The organism is Paramagnetospirillum magneticum AMB-1 (genome assembly GCF_000009985.1).
GTDB lineage: Bacteria > Pseudomonadota > Alphaproteobacteria > Rhodospirillales > Magnetospirillaceae > Phaeospirillum > Phaeospirillum magneticum.
Genome location: NC_007626.1, coordinates 1,456,384 through 1,476,445 on the forward strand (window position 1 = coordinate 1,456,384; position 20,062 = coordinate 1,476,445).

The 20,062-nt window shown below is 67.0% G+C and carries 19 protein-coding genes and 1 pseudogene; 9 read left to right on the forward strand and 11 right to left on the reverse strand.

Going from position 1 to position 20,062, the window contains the following annotated elements; genetic code table 11:
- Positions 1-57 precede the first annotated feature (57 nt).
- The 4 genes from AMB_RS06800 to der all read left to right on the forward strand — a co-directional run bounded on the left by AMB_RS06800 (position 58) and on the right by der (position 4,145).
- On the forward strand, positions 58-612 hold the full coding sequence (locus AMB_RS06800) for a thioredoxin family protein (protein WP_011383751.1): 555 nt from the start codon (positions 58-60) through the stop codon (positions 610-612).
- A 109-nt stretch (positions 613-721) separates the two neighbouring features.
- Positions 722-1,405 carry a tetratricopeptide repeat protein gene (locus AMB_RS06805; RefSeq protein ID WP_011383752.1) on the forward strand — a complete coding sequence of 228 codons (684 nt, stop codon included), beginning with the start codon at positions 722-724 and terminating at the stop codon, positions 1,403-1,405.
- 18 nt (positions 1,406-1,423) lie between these two features.
- On the forward strand, positions 1,424-2,740 hold the full coding sequence (locus AMB_RS06810) for a PQQ-binding-like beta-propeller repeat protein (protein WP_231849007.1): 1,317 nt from the start codon (positions 1,424-1,426) through the stop codon (positions 2,738-2,740).
- 10 nt (positions 2,741-2,750) lie between these two features.
- Positions 2,751-4,145 (forward strand): ribosome biogenesis GTPase Der, encoded by a 1,395-nt coding sequence (gene der, locus AMB_RS06815; protein WP_011383754.1) that lies wholly within the window; start codon positions 2,751-2,753, stop codon positions 4,143-4,145.
- Positions 4,146-4,390: 245 nt separating this feature from the next.
- On the opposite strand, the gene AMB_RS06820 is transcribed toward der, so the two are convergent.
- Both AMB_RS06820 and AMB_RS06825 read right to left on the reverse strand, forming a co-directional pair.
- Positions 4,391-5,854: a sensor domain-containing diguanylate cyclase gene (locus AMB_RS06820; protein WP_231849008.1), complete on the reverse strand. Its 1,464-nt coding sequence runs from the start codon at positions 5,852-5,854 to the stop codon at positions 4,391-4,393.
- Positions 5,855-6,007: 153 nt separating this feature from the next.
- Positions 6,008-6,388, reverse strand: coding sequence for a NifB/NifX family molybdenum-iron cluster-binding protein (locus AMB_RS06825; RefSeq protein WP_011383756.1), 381 nt, complete (start codon positions 6,386-6,388; stop codon positions 6,008-6,010).
- A 153-nt stretch (positions 6,389-6,541) separates the two neighbouring features.
- Here AMB_RS06825 and AMB_RS06830 point away from each other — a divergent pair, with 153 nt between their 5' ends.
- Positions 6,542-7,171 carry a response regulator gene (locus tag AMB_RS06830; protein ID WP_011383757.1) on the forward strand — a complete coding sequence of 210 codons (630 nt, stop codon included), beginning with the start codon at positions 6,542-6,544 and terminating at the stop codon, positions 7,169-7,171.
- Here the strand turns inward: AMB_RS06830 and AMB_RS06835 are convergent, their stop codons facing one another.
- Entirely contained in the window at positions 7,172-7,678 is a 507-nt protein-coding gene (locus AMB_RS06835; protein ID WP_011383758.1) for a hypothetical protein, read from the reverse strand. It abuts the gene before it with no gap.
- Between the two features lie 124 nt (positions 7,679-7,802).
- Here AMB_RS06835 and AMB_RS06840 point away from each other — a divergent pair, with 124 nt between their 5' ends.
- A complete protein-coding gene (locus AMB_RS06840) occupies positions 7,803-8,189 on the forward strand; it encodes a hypothetical protein (protein ID WP_043743662.1) in 387 nt (128 codons plus the stop codon).
- A gap of 177 nt (positions 8,190-8,366) precedes the next feature.
- Here the strand turns inward: AMB_RS06840 and AMB_RS06845 are convergent, their stop codons facing one another.
- Positions 8,367-9,239, reverse strand: a complete 873-nt coding sequence (locus AMB_RS06845) for a hypothetical protein (protein WP_043743665.1) — start codon at positions 9,237-9,239, stop codon at positions 8,367-8,369.
- Positions 9,240-9,350: 111 nt separating this feature from the next.
- On the opposite strand from AMB_RS06845, the gene AMB_RS06850 reads away from it, so the two are divergent.
- Entirely contained in the window at positions 9,351-9,905 is a 555-nt protein-coding gene (locus AMB_RS06850) for a hypothetical protein (RefSeq protein ID WP_011383762.1), read from the forward strand.
- Between the two features lie 251 nt (positions 9,906-10,156).
- On the opposite strand, the gene AMB_RS06855 is transcribed toward AMB_RS06850, so the two are convergent.
- Together AMB_RS06855 and AMB_RS06860 are read right to left on the reverse strand one after the other, a co-directional pair.
- Positions 10,157-10,426: a DUF3572 domain-containing protein gene (locus AMB_RS06855; RefSeq protein ID WP_043743667.1), complete on the reverse strand. Its 270-nt coding sequence runs from the start codon at positions 10,424-10,426 to the stop codon at positions 10,157-10,159.
- 7 nt (positions 10,427-10,433) lie between these two features.
- Positions 10,434-10,622 (reverse strand): hypothetical protein, encoded by a 189-nt coding sequence (locus AMB_RS06860; protein ID WP_011383764.1) that lies wholly within the window; start codon positions 10,620-10,622, stop codon positions 10,434-10,436.
- A gap of 153 nt (positions 10,623-10,775) precedes the next feature.
- Here AMB_RS06860 and AMB_RS06865 point away from each other — a divergent pair, with 153 nt between their 5' ends.
- A complete protein-coding gene (locus AMB_RS06865) occupies positions 10,776-11,774 on the forward strand; it encodes an ABC transporter substrate-binding protein (protein WP_231849010.1) in 999 nt (332 codons plus the stop codon).
- Complete coding sequence (locus AMB_RS06870) at positions 11,764-14,514, forward strand: bifunctional diguanylate cyclase/phosphodiesterase (RefSeq protein ID WP_011383766.1); 2,751 nt, start codon at positions 11,764-11,766, stop codon at positions 14,512-14,514. The genes AMB_RS06865 and AMB_RS06870 overlap by 11 nt, the downstream gene beginning before the upstream one ends.
- A 17-nt stretch (positions 14,515-14,531) precedes the next feature.
- On the opposite strand, the gene AMB_RS26150 is transcribed toward AMB_RS06870, so the two are convergent.
- From AMB_RS26150 to AMB_RS06890, 5 genes and pseudogenes are all read right to left on the reverse strand, one after another.
- Positions 14,532-14,951 (reverse strand): DUF2934 domain-containing protein, encoded by a 420-nt coding sequence (locus tag AMB_RS26150; protein WP_043743669.1) that lies wholly within the window; start codon positions 14,949-14,951, stop codon positions 14,532-14,534.
- Positions 14,952-15,268: 317 nt separating this feature from the next.
- Positions 15,269-15,490: a ribbon-helix-helix domain-containing protein gene (locus AMB_RS06880; RefSeq protein WP_011383768.1), complete on the reverse strand. Its 222-nt coding sequence runs from the start codon at positions 15,488-15,490 to the stop codon at positions 15,269-15,271.
- Positions 15,487-18,015, reverse strand: a complete 2,529-nt coding sequence (locus AMB_RS06885) for a Pls/PosA family non-ribosomal peptide synthetase (RefSeq protein WP_407636040.1) — start codon at positions 18,013-18,015, stop codon at positions 15,487-15,489. The genes AMB_RS06880 and AMB_RS06885 overlap by 4 nt, the downstream gene beginning before the upstream one ends.
- Before the next feature lie 3 nt (positions 18,016-18,018).
- Positions 18,019-19,463: pseudogene (locus AMB_RS26960) on the reverse strand (amino acid adenylation domain-containing protein); the annotation flags it as partial.
- Positions 19,460-20,044 carry a 4'-phosphopantetheinyl transferase family protein gene (locus AMB_RS06890; protein WP_231849012.1) on the reverse strand — a complete coding sequence of 195 codons (585 nt, stop codon included), beginning with the start codon at positions 20,042-20,044 and terminating at the stop codon, positions 19,460-19,462. The pseudogene AMB_RS26960 and the gene AMB_RS06890, both read right to left, overlap by 4 nt.
- Between the last annotated feature and the right edge of the window lie 18 nt (positions 20,045-20,062).

Consider the following 20,062-nt stretch of genomic DNA (forward strand, 5'->3'; position numbering starts at 1 on the left):
TATATTGTGAGACCATGCCAGACGGGAATCAATGGGCAGATTCTGCCGGGAGGAAAGATGGCGGTGACGACGCCGGCTTGCGCCGAGGATTGGGTGGCGCCTGATTTCGCCCTGCCGGGAGTCGACGGGCGGACGTGGCGCCTGGACGATGTCCGCGGCGCGCGGGGCACGGTGGTCGCCTTCATCTGCAACCACTGCCCGTATGTGGTTGCCATCATCGACCGGCTGGTCCGCGACGCCGACCTGCTGCGCAAAGAGGGGATTGGCGTCGTGGCCATCAGCGCCAACGATCCTACCCAGTACCCCGAGGATTCCTTCGACAACATGAAGGTCTTCGCCCGGACTCACTGTTTCGGCTTTCCCTACCTGTTCGACGAGTCCCAGGAGGTGGCGCGGGCCTATGGCGCCGTGTGCACGCCGGACTTCTTCGGTCTGGACTGTCTGGGCCGCCTGCGCTATCGCGGCCGTCTCGACGAATCCGGCCGCCAGCCGGGCACGCCCGATGCGCGGCGCGAACTGCTCGACGCCATGCGCCTGGTGGCGCAAACCGGGCGCGGGCCCGACAAACAGGTGGCCAGCATGGGCTGCTCCATAAAATGGCGCGACCCGTAGAGGTCGAGGCGACGGCAGTGTTTGCCAAGGGGGCCGGGGCGGACTATGTTACGGCGCGGCTCCAGGACACAATGCCGGGAGCGTGACCGCCCGCATGGAGTAGAGTTCCTTGACCGACAAGCACGAAGATGCCGCCACCGACCTCCTGATCAAGGAAGTGGACGAGGATCTGCGGCAGGAAGAGCTTAACAGGCTGTGGAAGAAGCATGGCGGCCTGTTTGCCGCCGCCGCCCTGGCCCTGGTTCTGGCCGTGGCTGGCTGGCAGGGCTGGCAGGGCTGGGAGGCCAAGCAGCGTCAGGCCGCTTCGGCCCGCTATTCCGAGACCGCCGCCCTGATCGAGCAGGGCAAGAAGGACGAGGCGGTCGAGGTGCTGAACAAGCTGTCGGCCGAGGGGCCCAAGGGTTACCGCCTGCTGGCCGACCTGCGCAAGGCGGACATGGCCCAGCAGGCCGGGGATTTCACCGGCGCCGCCGCCCTCTACGGCAAGATCGCCGCGGATACATCGGTGGACAAGGTCTATCGCGACATGTCGACCATCCGGGCCGCCTATCTCGTTCTGGATAGCGGGGACGTGGCCGCCATCGAAAAATCGGTGGAGCCGCTGGCGGCGGAGGCCAGTTCCTGGCGCCATTCCGCCCGCGAGATTCTGGCCCTGGCCGCCTTGAAGCGCGGCGAGACCCCTCGTGCCGCCGAACTGTTCGCCAAGATCGCGGAAGATGCCGCCGCGCCCCAGGGGCTGCGGACCCGTGCCGCCGAAATGCTTGCCGCCACCGGGCAACGCGCCAGGAGCTGATTCATGGGAATGACCGTCATGACGCGCAGGATCGCCGGTGTTCTGATCGCCGTGCTCGCTTTGGGCGGTTGCGAGAGCTGGCTGGGCGAGAACAAGGCGCCCCCGCTGCCGGGCAAACGCATTTCGGTGCTGTCGCGCGAAAAGATGGTCGAGCCCGACATCGGCGGCGGCCTGGCCAAGATCGTTCTGCCACCGCCCGAGGATAACGAGGACTGGCCCCAGGCCGGCGGCTATTCCAACCACGCCATGCACCACATGCTGGTGGGCGACGCCCTGCAGCGGGTCTGGAAGAGCGATGCCGGCACCGGCGCCGGCAAGCGCCGCCGCCTGCTGGGCCAGCCTATCATCGCCGAGGGCAAGATCTTCACCGTCGACGCCTCGTCCATGGTCACCGCCTTCGATGCCAATACCGGCAAGAGGCTGTGGCGGACCGAGCTGACGCCCGATGACACCTCCGAGGTCTATACCAGCGGCGGCCTGGGCTATGAGGACGGCCAGGTCTTCGCCGCCACGGGCTTTGCCCAGGTGGTGGCCCTTGATGCCCGCACCGGCAAGATCGACTGGCGGCAGACCGTTTCGGGGCCGCTGCGCGGCTCGCCCACCGTGCGCGGCGGCCGGGTGTTCGCGGTGACCGTCGACAACCAGACCCATGCCCTGGCGGCCGAGGATGGTTCGGTGCTGTGGACACATGCCGGCATCGCCGAGTCCGCCGGTCTGCTGGCGGGGAATTCCCCTGCCGTCGACGGCAACATGGTGGTAGTTCCCTATTCGTCCGGCGAGTTGTTTGCGCTGCGCGTCGAGAACGGCTCCATGATCTGGCAGGATTCCCTCTCCACCGTGCGCCGCACCGAGAACGTGGGGGCGCTGATGGATATCCGCGGCCGTCCCGCCATCGATCGCGGCCGGGTCTATGCCATCAGCAACGCCGACATGCTGGTCTGCCTGGAAGAGCGCAGCGGCCGGCGCATCTGGGAAAAGGAGATCGGCGGCGTCCAGAGCCCGTGGATCGCCGGCGACTATCTCTATGTGCTGACCAACAGCAATGAAGTTCTGGCCCTTGAGGCCAAGACCGGCCGCATCGTCTGGGTGACCGAGATGCAGAATTGGGAGAACCCCAAGGACCGCGAGGGCCGCATCGTCTGGGTCGGCCCGGTCCTGGCGTCCGACCGGCTGATCGTGGCCTCGTCCGACGGCAAGCTGGTGTCGCTGTCGCCCTATACCGGCGACATGCTGGGCTGGGAGGAAGCTCCCGCCGCCATCAGCATCGCGCCGATCATCGCCAATGGCACCATGTATTTCCTGACCGACGACGCCGACCTCGTCGCCTACCGCTAGAGTTCATTTCATGCCGTTTACCGTTGCCATCATCGGGCGCCCCAATGTGGGCAAGTCCACCCTGTTCAATCGTCTGGTGGGCAAGCGTCTGGCCATCGTCCATGACCTGCCCGGCGTGACCCGCGACCGCCGCGAGGGCCGAGCCAGTCTGCTGGGCATGGAGTTTCAGGTGGTCGACACCGCCGGCTTCGAGGACGATGGCGGCGATTCCATCGAGGCGCGCATGCGCCACCAGACCGACATGGCGGTGGCCGAGGCCGACGTGGCCCTGCTGCTGATCGATTCCCGTGCCGGGGTCACCCCTCTGGACCGCCACTTCGCCGACCATCTGCGCCGCCTGCCCACCCCGGTGATCCTGGTGGCCAACAAGTGCGAGGGCAAGGCCGGGGCACCGGGGCTGTATGAATCCTACGGCCTGGGCATGGGCGAGCCGGTGGCCGTTTCGGCCGAACACGGCGAAGGCATGTACGAGCTGTTCGAGGCGTTGCGCGATCACGCCATCAAGGCTGGGGCGCTGACCCCCGAGGGCGACGACCCCGAGCCCGAGGAACCGGCCGAGGGTGAGGACGGCGAGCCCGATCCCACCCGTCCGCTGACCATGGCCATCGTCGGCCGCCCCAATGTGGGCAAGTCGACGCTGGGCAACCAGCTGCTGGGCCAGGACCGCCTGCTGACCGGCCCCGAGGCCGGACTGACCCGCGACGCCATCGCCGTGGAATGGGAGCACCGGGGCCGCCGCATGAAGCTGGTGGACACCGCTGGCCTGCGCAAGAAGGCCCAGATCTACGACGCCATCGAGAAGCTGTCTGTGGGCAACACCATCGAGACCATCCGCATGTCCGAGGTGGTGGTGCTGGTGATGGACGCCGCCGCCATTCTGGATAAGCAGGACCTGACCATCGCCCGTCTGGTGGTGGAGGAAGGCCGCGCCCTGGTTCTGGCCATCAACAAGTGGGATGTGGTCGACGATCCCCAGACGGCGCTGAAGCGCCTCAAGGACCGTCTCGAAACCTCGCTGCCCCAGGCCAGGGGCGTCGCCACGGTGACGTTGTCGGCCCTGACCGGCCGTGGCATCGAGAAGTTGATGGATGCGGTGCTCGACACCTGGACCAAGTGGAACCGCCGCATTCCCACCGCCCAGCTTAACCGCTGGCTGGAAGACATGATCGAACGCCATCCGCCGCCGGCCCTGCCCGGCGGGCGGCGCTACAAGATCCGCTACATGACCCAGGCCAAGGCCCGGCCGCCGACCTTCGTGCTGTTCGCCACCCGGCCGGAGCAGTTGCCGGAATCCTATTCCCGCTATCTGGTCAACGGATTGCGCGAGGCTTTCGACCTGCCTGGCGTGCCTGTCCGCCTCTATGTGCGCGGCGGCAAGAATCCCTATGCAGAAAAGGACGGCTGAGGCCTGAGTGCTCCTCAGGCACTCCGGGAGTCTGTCTGTAGGGAAAGCGCTGCTTTTTCAGCGGGGAAGCGCCGCAGAACTCCCTTTCGGGGGCTTTTGCCCCCGATCCCCCAACCGGGAAGCGCAGCTTCCCGGACCCTTCAGTTTTTATTTTATCGGAATGAAAGAACTGGTGGCTCGGAGGCTGTGCCTCCGAACAGGTCTGGGCGGTAGCCCAGCCGCGAAGCGGGGCTTTGCGCCAGCCCTCATTCCGCCGTCGCGGCCATCTCCACCCGATTGCGGCCGCCGTGCTTGGCGGCATAGAGCGCCCGGTCGGCACGGCCGAGAATGTCCTCCACCGAGCCGTCGCCGAGCTGGATGGCCGCCACTCCGATGCTGACGGTGAAGCGGACCGGCTGTCCCTGGTCATCGAGGGCGGAGGTGATGGCCTCGACCGCTTCCCGCAGCCGCTCGGCCATGATGGCGGCGCCCTCCAGATCGGTCTCGGGCAGCACGGCGGCGAATTCCTCGCCACCCAGGCGCCCCGCCGTGTCCTGCTCGCGGGCCGAGGCGGCCATGGCGGCGGCAAGCACCTGTATCACGCGGTCGCCGGTGGGATGGCCCCAGGTGTCGTTGATGGCCTTGAAATGGTCGATGTCCACCATGAACAGCGCCAGCGCGCCGCCATAGCGCAAGGTGCGGGCCAGTTCGTGCTCGGCCACCGACATCAGATGCCGGCGGTTGGGCACGCCGGTCAATGGATCGGTGTCCGCCTGCCGGCGCAATTCCTCGCGCTGGCGCACGGTGGTCAGATAGGAGCGCAGGCCAAGGGTCGCCAGGGCCACCAGCAACAAGAACCCGGCGGCAAGCTGTCCGGCCCGCTTGCTCCATTCCGTCAGGATTCCGGCCAGGTCGTAGCCGACCATGAGAATCAGTGGAATGTTTTCGAGCTTGCTCAGCCCGAAGATCCGCTCGCGGCCATCCAGTGGCGACACGGCGACGAACGACGCGCTGGAGCGCTGCTCGCCGAAGCTGGGCTGGCCGGTGGGCTGCGGCGTGCGGGTTCCGATGACGGCGGGCAGTTCGGGATTGCGGGCCAGCAGAACGCCGTCCCCGTCGACGATGGCCAGCACGTCGCGATCCTCGACGGTGAACGAGGAGATCCAGTCCTGGGCATGGCTGAGGTCGATGGCCGCCAGGGCGCCTCCCAGCAGCTTGCCGTCGGCGGACAGCAGATGGCGCGACACCAGGATCACCGGCCGCCGGCTGGCCGATTTCTCCGCCGGCACGTATTGGATATAGGTCTTGTCCGTCAGTGCCTCCGGGCGCTCGGCACAGGACTTCTGATTGCTGCGAAAGCCCAGCAGGCGGGTGTCGGCCGCCGCCACGAAGACGCAGTCGGAGTTGTAGATCGAAATGCCGGTCAGCCGCGGCACGCTGGCGGTCTTTTCCGCCAGCATGCCGTTCAGTTGCCGGCCCCGCTCGGGGTCGAGGCGAGGGCGCAGCACTTCCGGTCCCGTCTGGCCGATCACGTCGCGCAGGACGTAATCCACCGAGATGATGGTGGTCCCGAACCATTGCGCCATGAACTGGCTCTTCTGGACCGCCAGCACCGTCCGCTCGGCGACGATGCGGCCCCGTCCCTCGGCCAGGTCGACGCCCAGCCAGGCCGCAACCCCCGCCAGGATGGCGAACAGCGCGGAATAGAGGATGGCCGGGGACTGGGACACGCGCCGGCTTGATCTCGCCCCTTTTCGACTCACTCCGGAATTCTCTCCCTTAGATCGCGCAAAACCGCGAGGGCCGAAGTGTACACACCCTTCGCGGCAATTGCATGGAGTGGCTTTGACGCGGTGGGATCGTGGCTGGCCTCGCCGGGGGCGTCACTTGTGCTTGGAGAACAGGTCCAGCGTCTTGCACAGCAGGGCGCCGATGGGACGCGGCTTGGGGGCCGACAGGCACTCGGCCAGGTAATCGGCCACCGCCTTGTCCGGGTCGGTCTCCGCCGTCTGGCGGGCGTCGACGCCCCGGGCCTGCATGCGCTTCATGAAACCCTCGCCCGCCGAAATGGCGATCACGGTGGTGATGCCGTCCAGCGGATGGGGGGCGTCGCCCTCGTAGTGATGAAAGACCTGGGCGGCTTCCAGTTCGACCCGCACGGCAGACGAAGCGGTGTTCGGCTCATAGACCAGCCAGTGGCGGGCCCGGCCGGCATGGCCTGATACCTTGCTGTAGCGGGAATCCACGGCGACGGCGATTTTCATGGTGAGTTGTCCCTAATGTGACGTACTTCATAGACACGGCAATATCGGTCGATCACTACAGCGATTCTGGGGGCTTAATACGCATATTCTTGCGCATTCCCTTGATGTGGGGCCTGAACTCGGCGATTATCCGGCAGGCGGAGGAGAACGACTGTGACGGTACGCATTCTGATAGCCGAGGATCAACAACTGGTTCGTCAGGGCCTGGTTGCTCTTCTGGCGGTTGACGATGTTACCATCGTCGGAGAGGCCGAGGACGGCAAGGGCGCCATCGAAATGGCGCGGACATTGGCGCCCGACGTGGTGCTGATGGACCTGTCCATGCCCGAGCTGGACGGTGTCGAGGCGACGCGGCGCATCAAGCAGGTGGCGCCCCAGGTGCGCGTTCTGGTCCTGACCGTGGCCAATTGCGAGCGCCGGGTGGCTGAAGCCCTGGCCGCCGGTGCCGACGGTTACGCCCTGAAGAAGCTGGGCCATGGCGAATTGATGGCCGCCATCAACGCGGTCTGCGCCGGCAAGACCTATCTTGGTCCCGGCCTGTCCGAAGACCTGGTCAAGGAATACCTGGAAGGCTCGGACATGGGCGGCGGCTCGCTCACCGCGCGCGAGCGGGAAGTGCTGCAGCTGATCGCCCGCGGCCACAAGAACCGTGAGATCGCCGACGAACTGGGCATCGCCATCAAGACGGTGGAGACCCACCGCACCAAGATCATGCAGAAGCTGGACCTGCATAACTCCGCCGAACTGGCGGCCTATGCCATCCGCCGCGGGCTGATCGAATAGTCAGGCAATGGCGCGGGTCACCCAGGCCCGCAGCCTGCCGGTCGCCCGGCGGGCGAAGCGCCACAGCCTCCAGCCGTTCAGCCGCGCATGGGCCCAGGCCTTGACGCCGTTGATCCAGTCGTGCAGGCGCACGAACCACGCTACCGTCATCAAAGTCGGCTTGCACAGAGTGTAGATGCGGGCGAACAGGGCGGTGGCCGTCAGCTTGGCGGTCAGCAGCACCAGCAATCCCCACAGCACATGCCCCTGGGTGATGGCCCACAGCGCCATCAGCTTGAAGGGAAACATGACGGCGCCGGGGGCCAGGAACAGGGCGGCGGCGCCCAAGGGCGGCAAGGCCTGGATGCGGGCCTCCAGGCGGGCGACCAGCGGCAGGCGGCCGAGACGGGCCATCAGCGCCTTCAGGCCCGCCCAGATGACTTCTTCCAGCAGCAGCAGAATCACCGCTGGCGGGACCAGCAGGGCGGAGACGAGGGGATGACGGCGCGATGGCTCGGACACGGGCATGGAACTCCGCCGGGGGTTGGCGTTCGGTGGACTGCGCCGCATCAATATAAGACGCGGCGGCTGTCACGCAAACGTCAGGCTGGGCTGCTAGGTTGCGGAGCCCAAACACTTGTGAAAGCCCGCCATGCGCCTCCCGTCCTCGCCGCTCGGAATCTTTCTGGTCATTTGCGCCGTCCTGCTGCCCACCGGGGCCGGGCTGACCGCGCCGGTCTGGCTGATGGTCATGGGCGTCCGCCTCGATCTGGCCGCGTCCATCGGTTCGCGCATCGTGGGGGTGACCGTCCTGGCCTGCGCCGCTCTCGCCCTGGTCTATCGTCTGGTGCTGCGGCCCAGGCTGCAGGCCCATCCCATCGCCGCGCCGGTGATGGCGGCGGACGGCCCGGCCGAGGACAATTCGGCCCGCGACCGTGTGGTTCACGCCCTGGTGTGGTGCCTGTTCCTGGTCCCGTTCGTACTGCTCGTGGTGGGATTCATCGTGGGTCAGCTGGACGCGGCGACCGGGGTGGACTGACGGCGTCCGCTGACGGCTTCTTACGTTTTCTCTGCCGGGTGCCGCAATCCAGGCATAATTGAGCCCGAGCCCGGCGGCACCGGTCCTTCACCGGGCAATTCTCGGGCGGCTCGGTCCGGGTGGCGCCGCCGGATTGTGGGTCGGCGGGCGTGGAGGAGGGCGGAGTGTCCATGGCGCCTAATGCCCGCCCTTCTTTTCCTTCTTCTCATCCTTGGCCTCTTTAGCGTCCTTGCCGCCACCCTTGCCCACCTGATCGGGGCGCATGAAGACCTGCATGGGTTTCAGCCATTCGGCCGCGTCATTGGCACGTTCGGCAACGGCGGCGCGGCCGTCGCTTGATGCGTTGAGCGTGGCGCTGACCCCTTCCAGGCAGGCCCGCTGCGCCGCCTCGTCGCCACCCTCGGCGCGGACGGCGAAGACGGCCCGAACCGGAATGGCGGCATCGGGGCCGTTGGGGCGAAGCGACAGCATCCAGCCGACCTTGCGGTTGGCGCCTTCGATCACCCCTTCCTTCATCATCAGGGTCTGGTTGGCGGCCATGATGCCGATGGAATAGCGCAGGACCATGCCGTCGGGCGGGGCAACCAGGGTCACGCCCACCGGAATGGGCTTGTTGCCGTGCAGGGCCAGTTCTCCCTCGACGGCATAGGCGATGCCATCGGCGTGGGGAAAGCGGGCCAGTTCGTTCTTGAAGGAAAAGGTGGCCTCGTTGGAGCGGGTCCAGCCACGAGGGATCTCCTTGCGCAGCAAAAAACGCTCTACCGTGCGGCGCAGGGTGTAGAAGTGTTCGTCCTCGGCGGGCGTGAAGCTCTCGCGTTTGCGCGGGGCCGGCAGCAGGCTGGTGGCCTCGATGGTGAAGATGCCGAACCCATTGGCCACCGGCGCCCGTTCCACCAGGGCAAAGCTCTCCACCGCCACCGGGGTGACCAGGGGGGCGCCGGCGATTCCCTTGACCGGAGCGGTCGCCGCCTGGGATTCCGCCGCTTCGGCGCTGTTGGTCAGGCAGAGTCCCGCCAGAATCGCCACTGTCGCCATCGGCCAGAGCTGCATTGGGGAAGTCCGTTCCTGTGCGTCCATGGTGAAAGGCGGCATTGTGATCCCTGTTCGGCGGGGTTTTCAACTCCCAGATAGGGAGAGGGGATGGATATTGAAAGGTCAGGGATGATGGAGGAACAAGTCGGCCCGGTGACCGTCAGCATCGCGCGCAGGGCGATTCCCGGCCGCGAGGCCGATTACGAGGACTGGATCTCGCGGGTTACCGCCGAGGTCTGTCACTGGCCGGGCTATCAGGGCGTCAGCGTCCTGCGGCCGGTGGCCGCCACCGACTACGCCTACGTCACCATCTACCGCTTTTCCACCTGGGAGCAATGCCACGCCTTCGAAAAGTCCGAGGAGCGCGGCCGGCTGCTGCGGGAACTGGACGGCATGGTCGAGAGCGAAGGGGAGATCAAGAAGGTCACCGGCCTGGAATTCTGGTTCGACCTGCCGGAAGTCCCCGCCCAGGCCCGCCCGTCCCCCCATAAGATGGCTCTGGTGGTGACTTTGGTGGCTTACGGCGTGGTCATGGGACTGACCTTCACCATCGGCCCCCAGATCTCCGGCCTGCCCGTCTGGCTGCGCGCCCTGATCATGGTTACCGCCCAGGTGACGCTGATGACCTACGTGTTCATGCCCCAGGCCACCCGGCTGCTGCGCCCCTGGCTGTTCGGGCGCTAGGGCATCGAGCGCCAAATATGACGCACGATGGTCTAGGGGCAGTCGACATTCAGGGAACTCGGCTGATTTCGGACCAGAGCGAGTTCCTGGCAGGAATTTCAGCCACAGATGAACACAGATAAACACAGGTGAATTCGGAAAAATTCTTATCTGTGTCCCGCGCGGCGGGAATCTGTGTTCATCTGTGGCCTATTTCTTGACCTATCAACTTGAATGTCGATTGGTCCTAAGGTTCGTGTTGTCCCTCGGCCTCAGCGCGGCATGGCGCCGGGCAGGGCGAAGCGGGCCAGGGCCACCGATTGGGCGGGAAGGTTCACCTCGTCGGCGAAGGCCAGCAGCGACGCCTCGTCATCCAGCAGGAAATCCAGGACGGCCCCCAGGATTTCGGCCTCGCCGGCGCGGCGGCGCAGGGTGTCGCTGTCACAGCCGGTCGCCGTCAGGAATCGCGTGGCCCGATCCTGGTCGGTCACCACCCAGGCCAGAGCGCGCAAGGCAGTCACTTCGGCGGAATTTGGGGACATCCTGGCGTCACGCACGACCCATTCCCTTCTCCCGGTTCAGCCGTTCGACCCGATTGAGCAGCAGCATGGCGCGATCGGCGGCGGGCCAATCGCCGCGGCGAGCCAGTTCGGCGGCCCGACGGGCGGCAACCGCCACGGCTTCCCGTCCAAAATAGGCGACCATCTCGTCGGCCGCGCAGGTCCAGTGCTTTTCCATTGGCGCCTCCATGAGAACAAAAGGCTAAAATAGTGCGAACAAAAAGGCAATACACAAAATGTGTGGTCGCTAGTTGGGGTTGACGGCACAATCTTTGATGCCCATCTGACCGGAGCGTTGGTAATGGGGCTTTGGTATGCGGTGGAGGGGCTGATGCGACTGCGCTGGACCATGGCCTTGGTGGTGGCAACCGCACTTCTTGCCGTGTTCATCCTGTTGCGCTGGGGCGGAGTTTTCGATGACCGCAAGGTGGTGGTCGGTGTGCTCAATCACGCCATCGTCGCGGAGGAGGCCCTGGACGGCTTCAAGGCTGGACTGGGCGGGCTCGGCTGGCCCGAGGGCGGGCGCGTCACCTATCACTACCGGGGGCCGCTGGCCGGTGCCGCCTTGGATGCCGAGGCCGAACGTCTGGCGGAACTGAAACCGGACCTGTTCCTGACCCTGTCGACCCCGGCGGCCAAATCGGCGTTCAAGGTGGCGAAGAACGCGGGCATTCCCCTGATCTTCGCGCCGGCCAGCGATCCCATCGCCATCGGTCTGGCGGAAAATCTGGGGCGGCCCGGACGGAATGCCACCGGCGTGACCTTCGGCATACAAGAGCCTGTCCGGCTGCAATGGCTGAAGACCATGCTGCCGGATCTGAAAGCGATCCTGGTACCCTATAATCCCGATGATTTGTCGCCGCTGGCATCGCTGCTGAAAATCACGCCGCTTGCCGGAGAGCTGGGAATTCGCCTGGATCACGCCCATGTGCGCAACGGGGCGGAGCTGGACGCGGCGCTGTCGGCCATGGCGTCCGACGTGGGAGCGGTCTTCGTGCCGGTGGATGCCTATGTGGCGTCGCAGGTGCCCCGCATCATGCTGGCCACCCTGAAGCGGGGCATCCCCCTCAGCACGCCGCAGCGCCGTGGCGTGCAGGAAGGTGCCTTCATGTCGTATGGCCTGGATATGCATGCGCTGGGCGCCCAGGGTGCCCGCCTCGCCGCCCAGGTGCTGGGGGGCGTGCCGGCCGGCGATCTGCCGGTGGAAACGGCGGAATTCCGGCTGACCATCAACATGGACACGGCGGGTCGCCTGGGGATCTCGCTCCCCGACCCGATTTTGCGGCAGGCGGACCTGATCCGTATCTCGAGGGATGCCGATGGACGCTGACCACTCCCTGCACCGCAAGCTTCGCCTGGCCTTCCTGGGGCTGGCCCTGGGGCCGTTGCTGGTGGCGGGGCTGGCGTTGTCGGTGGGGGCCTACCGGCTGCAGGACCGTCAGACCGAGGCCATCCAGCGTCAGGTCGGCCGGACCATCGTGTCCGAGTTCCACAATTACCTGGGAATCCTGATTCTCGAACTGGAAGAGCCGTTGCGGCGCCGGGGGATGGCGGGGCTTGAGGCGGACGGGTTCCAGTCCCTGGCCGACGGGCTGGTGGCCTTCGAGCCCATGTTCATCGAAGTGGCCGTGCTCGACGCTCAGGGTGGCGTGCTGGCGCGGGCCAGCCGCTTCGAGCCGGTCATCGCGCGGGGATCGGCCGGGATCGCCGCGCTGCCCGAAGTGACGGCGGCCGTGATCGGCCAGACCGCCGCCATTGGAGGGATCCGTCATTACGGCCCCACCAACGAGCCGATGATCGGCCTGGCCGTGCCTTCGGTGGACCCCAGGACGGGGCGCCCCGAGGGGGTGATCCTGGCCCAGGCCCGCTTTCGGCGAGTCTGGGACCTGACCCAGCCGCTGCCGGGCTTGCCGCAACTGAACAGCTATATTCTCGACCACGCCGGCCAAGTGATCGCCCACCGGAATCCCTCGGTGGTTCTGGCTCGGACCGTACGGCCCATGCCCGAGACCGATGGCTTCGGACGGGGGCTGGGAAGCGACTGGGTGTTCAGCACCAGCGAATCCTTCGTGATCGGCGGGCGCCGCTTCGTGGTCGTGGTCGAGCAGCCGCTGCTCAGCGCCCTCAAGCTGCCGGGGGGAGCGGTGGTCATCGTTACCCTGGTCCTGCTGTTCGGCGGCGTGGGCGCCTGGGTCCTGGTGCGGTACTCGCGCCGCGCCATTCTGGCGCCCATCGATGCGCTGGCCGAGGCGGTGCGCGACGTGGAGGCCGGCGACATGTCCCGCCGCGCTCCGGTGGAATCGTCCGATGAGATCGGCGCCCTGGCCATGGCCTTCAATTCCATGACCGGGCGGGTGGCCGGATTGCTGAACGACCTGGGCGAATCCGAGGAAAAATTCCGTCTGGTGATGGAAAGCGCCAGCGATGCCCTGGTGGTGATCGATGCCGAGGGCAAGATCGTCTCCTGGAACGGCGCCGCTACCCGCATGTTCGGCTATCAGCCGGCCGAGATCATGGGGCGCAATGTCAGTCTTCTGATGCCCGAGCACCTGCGGGAGCGTCACGATCAGATTCTGGCCCGCCTCCGCGCCAAGATCGATGCCCGGATCAGGACGGACCCGCGTGAACAGCCGGCCATGCGCCAGGACGGCACCCTTTTTCCGGTGGAAGTGACCCTGGCCGGCTTCTCGTTCAAGGGCAACCGCTTCTATTCCGGCATCATGCGCGACATCTCGGCGCGCAAGGAGGCGGAATCCAATATCCGTTTCCTGGCCCGCCACGACGCCCTGACCGGCCTGGCCAACCGGGTGGTGCTGCGCGAGAGGCTCGACGAGATCCTGCCTCAGACCGGGGCGCGGCAGATGCATTGTCTGCTGTTCATCGACCTGGATAACTTCAAGCTAGTCAATGACGTCCTGGGGCACAGCTTCGGGGACCGGCTGCTGGTCGAGGTGGCGGGACGCCTGCGCTCCATCGAGGGCGGACACAACATCGTCTGCCGTCACGGCGGTGACGAGTTCATCCTGCTGGCTCCGGACATCCGGACCCGGGAACGGGCGGCGGAACTGGCCGAGCGGGTCCTGGCGGTGATGGGCGATGCCTTCGCCATCGATGCCCAGGCCATCGAGGTGGGATGCTCCATCGGCATCAGCGTGGCGCCCGATGACGGGACCGACGCCGAGACCCTGATCCGCAAGGCCGACATCGCCATGTACAAGGCCAAGGAGAAGGGCCGCCTGGGCTACCAGTTCTTTACCGCCGCCATGGACCACCAGATGGTCGAGCGCCGCGAGCTGGAGAAGAGCCTGCGCCGGGGATTGCGCGACGGCGAGATCTTCATCCACCTGCAGCCCAAGGTCCGGCTGGGTGATGGCGGCGTCACCGGGTTCGAGGCGCTGGCCCGCTGGCAAAGCGCCGAGCATGGCCTGGTTCCGCCCGTCCGCTTCATTCCCTTGGCCGAGGAATGCGGTCTGGTCGGCGCCATCGGCGACGTGGTGTTGCGCCGGACGCTGGAGACTCTGGCCGGCTGGCGGGCGGCGGGTCGCAAGGTCCTGCCCGTGGCGGTCAACCTGTCGGCCGTCCAGTTGGGCAATCCCGCCCTGGCGGGCGAGATCGGCGCCCTGTTGCGTGAGTTCGACCTGCCGCCCTCGCTGCTGGAACTGGAACTGACCGAAAGCATGCTGATGGGCGACGTGGATCAGGTCCGCGCCATTCTGTTCCGCCTCAAGGACCAGGGGATCAGGCTCAGTATCGACGATTTCGGCACGGGTTATTCCAGCCTCAGCTATCTGAAGCGCTTTCCCGTGGACGTGCTGAAGATTGACCGGTCCTTCGTCACCGACCTGCCCGGCGACCCCGAGGGAGAGGCCCTCTGCCTGGCCATCATCCACATGGCCAAGGCCCTCTCCCTCGACGTGATCGCCGAAGGGGTGGAAACCGAGGCGCAGTCCCTGTTCCTGGCGCGGCACGGCTGCGACTATGCCCAAGGCTTCCACTTCGCCCGCCCGGTCCCGGTGGACGAAGCGGCGGAGTATCTGCCGGACGCCCGTGTTTCCGACCGGACGGTGTGAGGGGGGCGGGGCGGCGCTCAGCCGCTGGACAGTTCCATTTCCGCCAGCAGCCAGTGCTCGAGATCCTGGCCATGGGGACGGCCGCGGGCTTCCCAGATGGCATAGGCCCGTTCGCGCAGGCGGGTCATGTCGTCGCCATGGGCCAGGATGTCCGAGACCTCCCGGTTGATGTCGATCAAGGTGTTGACGCGTTCGTCATTGGCGCCGTTGCCGTGCTCGTCCGTCGACAGGGCATAGGCCACCTGCCGCTGGCTGGGGAACTGCCAGGCCCGCGCGGCGGCGATGTGGGCCAGCGTGCGCCAAACCCGCTGGTTGCGCTCCAGCGCCTTGAGGAAGCTGGCCGTGTCGCAGGCCCTGTCCAGTTCCTGCGCCGCCTCGTCGAGAGCCAGGGCGCCGGTCTCCGCCAAGGTCAGCTTCTCAGGGTTCAGACTTGCCATCGGGTCCCTCCCGACTGCCGAATTATACAATTTCGAGGATAATCCTAGGGCGAATGGCATGGGGATTCAATGCCGCTTAAGTGATGTTGGGATGACACTTTCGGCACTGACATATATCAAAGCCAGCCGGTCCGCCCCCTGGTACCCTTGACCTGCATCAACCGGTGTTTTCCGAGGGGGAGGACTGAGATGGTTATCGATGACACGGCCGTTATCGCCTTGGCGTTTCTGGGATTCATTCTGGCGGTGACCGGCGGGCTGGCCTGGTTCGTGCTGAGCCGCAAGTAAACGGTTCCGAAGGGGCGGCCGCCGGGCGTTCAGCCGGCGGCCTGCCTTTTCAGTTCGTTCAGCACGAAGACTCGGATGGCCGACGACAGGTTGGCCTCGCGCGTGCTGTCGATCCCGGCCACCATCTGGTTGATGGATGTGCCGCGGCTTTCGGCCAACTCCCTGAGGCAGTCCCAGAATTCCGCCTCCAGCGTGACGCTGGTGGCGTGGCCGGCGATCTTGACCGAGCGCTTGACCGGCTGACCGGTCACAGCTCGCCCCGGGCCGACTGGGCCGGCGCGCCCTCCCACTGGGAATGGGCCGGCAATCCTTCGCCCTTCATGATGATGGTCAGCTTGCCCACCCGGGCGAAGTCGCCCACATCGGTGTCGTAAAGCACGGTCGAGCCCGAGCCCACGGTCACGCCGGTGCCCAGCTTGACGCGGCCCACCTTCATGACCCGGTCCTCGTAAAGGTGGGTCTGCAGCGCCGACAGCGAGTTGATGGCGCAGAAATCCCCCACATCGATGCAGTCGAATTCGGTGATGTCCGTGGTGTCCATGAACACGCCGGAGCCGAAGCGGCAGCCGTACAGCCACAGGAACCAGGGCAGGAACGGCGTGCCGCGCAGATGGTCCAGCAGCACCTTGCCCGCCAGGCCCCAATACATCACCGCCACCGCCTCGGTGCGCAGCGCCCACCATGACCACATGGGCTTGGCGGTGGGACGGTAGACGCCCATCATCAGCCACTTCACCGCCACCGACGACAGGGCCAGCGAGAACGAGATGGCCACCGACGCGGCCACGAACAGCGGCAGGACGATGGCGTAATCCCGGGCCAGGATGCTGGGCGCCAGCAGATCCACGGTCATGATGCCGAAGGTGATGAACAAAGCGGTGGGCAGCGAGACGGCGAAGGCCTCGAACACGGCGCGCCACACCCGGCGCCACAGGGGCGGCGCGAAGGTCCAGTCGGCGCCCACGTCGTCGAAGCGCTGGCGCACCGGCAGCTTGAAGGGGGGATTGCCGAACCAGGTATCGCCCGGCGACATCTGCTCGTTGGCCGGCGGCCGCGACTTGATGCCGATCAGGGCGCCGGTGGGAATCACCGCGCCGGGCGGCACCACGGCGTCGTTGCCGACGAAGACGCGGGCCTCGGTCTTCACGGGCTCCAGCACCATCCAGCCCCGGCGCACGCATTCGTCGCCCAGCACCACCTCGTCGGCGATGAAGCAGCCCGGCCCGATATCGGTCAGGTCGTAGCGTCCGGCCAGATTGCACGAGATTTCGGCGTCCTTGCCGATCTTGGCGCCCATCAGCCGGTACCACAGCCGCATATAGACGGTGGCGTAGAGCGACGACAGGGTCTCGAGCATCAGCTCGGTGGCCAGGGCGACGATCCATTTGCGGACATAGAAGCCGCCATAGATGGAATAGCTGCCCGCGGTGACCACCGGCAGCACCGACCAGCGCACCACGGCGATCAGCAGCACGGTGACGGCGATCAGCGCCATGGCGGTGGGCCAGGCCAGCAGCGGCAGGATGGTGGCGTATTCGCCGCCGGCGAAATAGTCGCTGAGGCGCTCGAAGATGAAGAAGGCCGGGAAGATCGGCAGCAGGCTGATGGGCGGCAGCACTACCAGCATCAGGCCGTAGAGGCAGGTCAGGGCCAGCTTGCGGCCGAAGCCGGCATGGGCGGCCTCGGGCAGGGCGGCCTCGTCGACCATGCCCACCTTGCGGCCGGGCGAGCCGTCCCAATGCTCGTAGCGGCCGATGCGGGTGCCGGCGGCGATGGAGGTGAGGTCGCCGACCTCGCCGCCCGTCTCGATCACCACTCCGTCGCTGAGCATGCACGAGGTGCCGATATAGGCATCGTCGCCGATCACGATGGGGCCGATCACCAGTTCGTCGCCCACGGCTTCCGCATTGGCCAGCCGGGTCTTGCCGCCGATGGCCACGCCGTTGCCGATGGTCACCAGATCGAAGGCGCCGGCCTCCATCTCGGCCAGCACGCAGTCGCTGCCCACCCTGGCGCCCAGCAGGCGCAGATAGATGCTCATGATCGGCGTGCCCTGGAACCACTTGATATGGGCGACGCTGACCACGCGCTGGGCCAGCCACCAGCGGAAGTAATAGGGTCCCCACAGCTTGTGGCGGCCGGGCTTGGTCCGCCCCAGGATCACCCATTTGAGGGCGATGGAGGCCGAGATGGTGCCCACATTGATCACCGCATAGGTGAGCATCAGGGTGCTCATCTCGGTGAAGAAGCTGGCATCCTCGCCCGACAGCAGCATGTAGGAGATGAACACGCCCAGCCACGGCGCCGTGGTCAGCGCCAGGATGAAGGGCATGGCCACCGCCTGGGCCAGTCCGCACAGGAAGCGGCGGCGCAGGGTGGGCGGATCGAAGGACAGGTCGGCGGGCTTGGCCCCGGCGGCCGGGGCGCGCAGGTCGAGCAGCGCTCCCATGGCCCGGAGCGTGCGGGCGGAATAGATCTCGTTGAGCGTCAGGCTGGCCAGTTCCGGCGTCTCGCGCACCGCCGAGACGAACTTGGCGGCCAGCAGCGAATGGCCGCCGAGATCGAGGAAGAAATCGGCCTCGAAGGCAATGACCTGACCGGGGAACACCCGGCGCGCCGCCTCCAGCAGGGCGGCCTCGGTGGTGGTCGCCGGCTCCTCCTGCTCGCCGCCGCCGACGGAAAGGTCCAGCGGCAGGTCCTTCAGCGCCTTGCGGTTCAGCTTGCCGGAAATCAGGCGGGGAAGCTCGTCGACCACCAGATAATGGGAGGGAACCATATAGGCGGGAAGCTGGGCGCGCAGGCCCTCCTTCAACGCGCCGCCCTCGATGACGGCTCCGGCCTCGGGCAGGATGGTCGCTACCAGCCGCTCGATGCCGTCGTCGGTGCGCAAGCTGACCGCCGCCTGATTGACGCCGGGAAGCGCCGCCAGGCGGGCTTCGATCTCGCCCAGCTCGACGCGGAAGCCGCGGATCTTGACCTGATCGTCGATGCGGCCGTGGAAGGTGATGTCGCCGTTGCCGTCAATGGCCACCGCGTCGCCCGAGCGGTACAGCACCGGGGCGCTGCCGTCGGTGTCCCAGGGATTGGGGATGAACTTCTCGGCGGTGAGGTCGGGGCGGCCGAGATAGCCCGCCGCCACGCCCGGCCCGCCGATCAGCAGTTCGCCGGTGGCGCCGGGGGCCACCGGCTGGATGAAATCGTCCACCACATGGCAGACATAGTTGGGGATGGGCCGCCCGATGGTCACCGGCTTGCCCGGCTCGACCTCGGCCATGGTGGCGACCACGGTGGCCTCGGTGGGGCCGTAGGAATTGAAGATGCGCCGTCCGGGCCGGCACCAGCGCTCGGCCAGGGCCGCGGGGCAGGCCTCGCCGCCCAGGATGATGACCCGCAGGCCGGGAATGTCGCCGGGCAGCAGGCTCAGCAGGGTCGGCACGGTGTCCAGCACGGTGATGCCGGCCTCGGCCAGCACCTGCGGCAGGCGGTCGGCCTCGGCCAGGTGCGCCGGCCGGCGATCCACAGCTTGGCGCCCACCAGATAGGGGACGAAGATCTCCTCCAGCGACAGGTCGAAGGCCACCGAGGCGCCCTGGAACACCACGTCGTCGGAGCGCAGGCCGTAAAGGGAATTGGCGGCGCGCAGGTAGTGGCAGATGTTGAAATGGCTGATGACGATGGCCTTGGGCTTGCCGGTGGAGCCCGAGGTGTAGATGGCATAGGCCGGGTCGGCCGGATTGGCGCCCTGGGCGCGCGGGTCGGGCGAGGCGCCGCCGGGGGCGCCCTGCTCCAGGGTCGGCAGAATCAGGGTATGGGCCGGCATGGCGCCGGTGATGGCGCCCATGGTGAAGGCGTCGACGATCAGCGCCTTGGCGGCGCAATCATCCAGGCATTCGGCGACGCGCTCGGCGGGGGCTTCGGTGTCGAAGGGGATATAGGCGGCGCCGGCGGCCAGGATGCCCAGCAGCGCCACATGCAGATCCAGCGACCGGCTCATCCACAGGCCGACGAAATCGCCGCGTCCGATGCCGCGCGCCGCCAGGGCACGGGCCACGGCCTGGGCGCGCTCCGCCAGCTGGGCATAGGTCAAGGTGGTGTCGCCGAAGGTGGCGGCGGCGGCGCTGGGGAAGGTCCTGGCGCTGGTGGAGAAGATCTCCCACAGGGTCTCGTCACGGATCAGCGAGGAATCGCGGGCCCCGAACAGGGCGGAAGGCAGGGATTGTGTCACGTCATTTCCAGGTTGGGCGCGGCTTCGGCGCGCGCGGCGATGGCCAAGGCCTCGTCCATGGGGAGGGTATACCAACTCACGGCAAAGCGGTCACCCCCCACGTTGACTTTTGTGCTGATCCAGGGGGGCGAATCGGCCAGATCCCGCAGGAACGACAGGTCCGGTTCGGCCAGGCCGTCGACGATGCCGGTGCCCCTGGCCTTCAGCACCGCCTCCTTGGCGGTCCACAGCCGGGCGAAGGCCAGGGGCCGCCGGGCGGCGGGCAGGGCGGCCAGCAGCGCCCGCTCGGCCGGGGCGAAGCCTTGCGAGGCGTCCTCCCATACGGGGATGCAGCGCTCCAGCGTCTCCACGTCAGCCCCCACTGGCCCCTGGCGCGAGCCGGCGATCAGCAGCAATCCGTCGCAGGACGCGCAGTTGAACCAGTAGCCCGAATCCGGATCGGCCAGCATGGGCTTGCCGAAGGAATCGCGGGCCAGGACGATTTCGGCCTCGGGGCGGTCCAACCGGCGGGCCAGATGGCGGACAAGCACCCGTGACCGCGCCTCCGCCGCCTGGGCGATGCCGGTGTAAAGCCAGGTCATCCCATCCAATGGTACTGT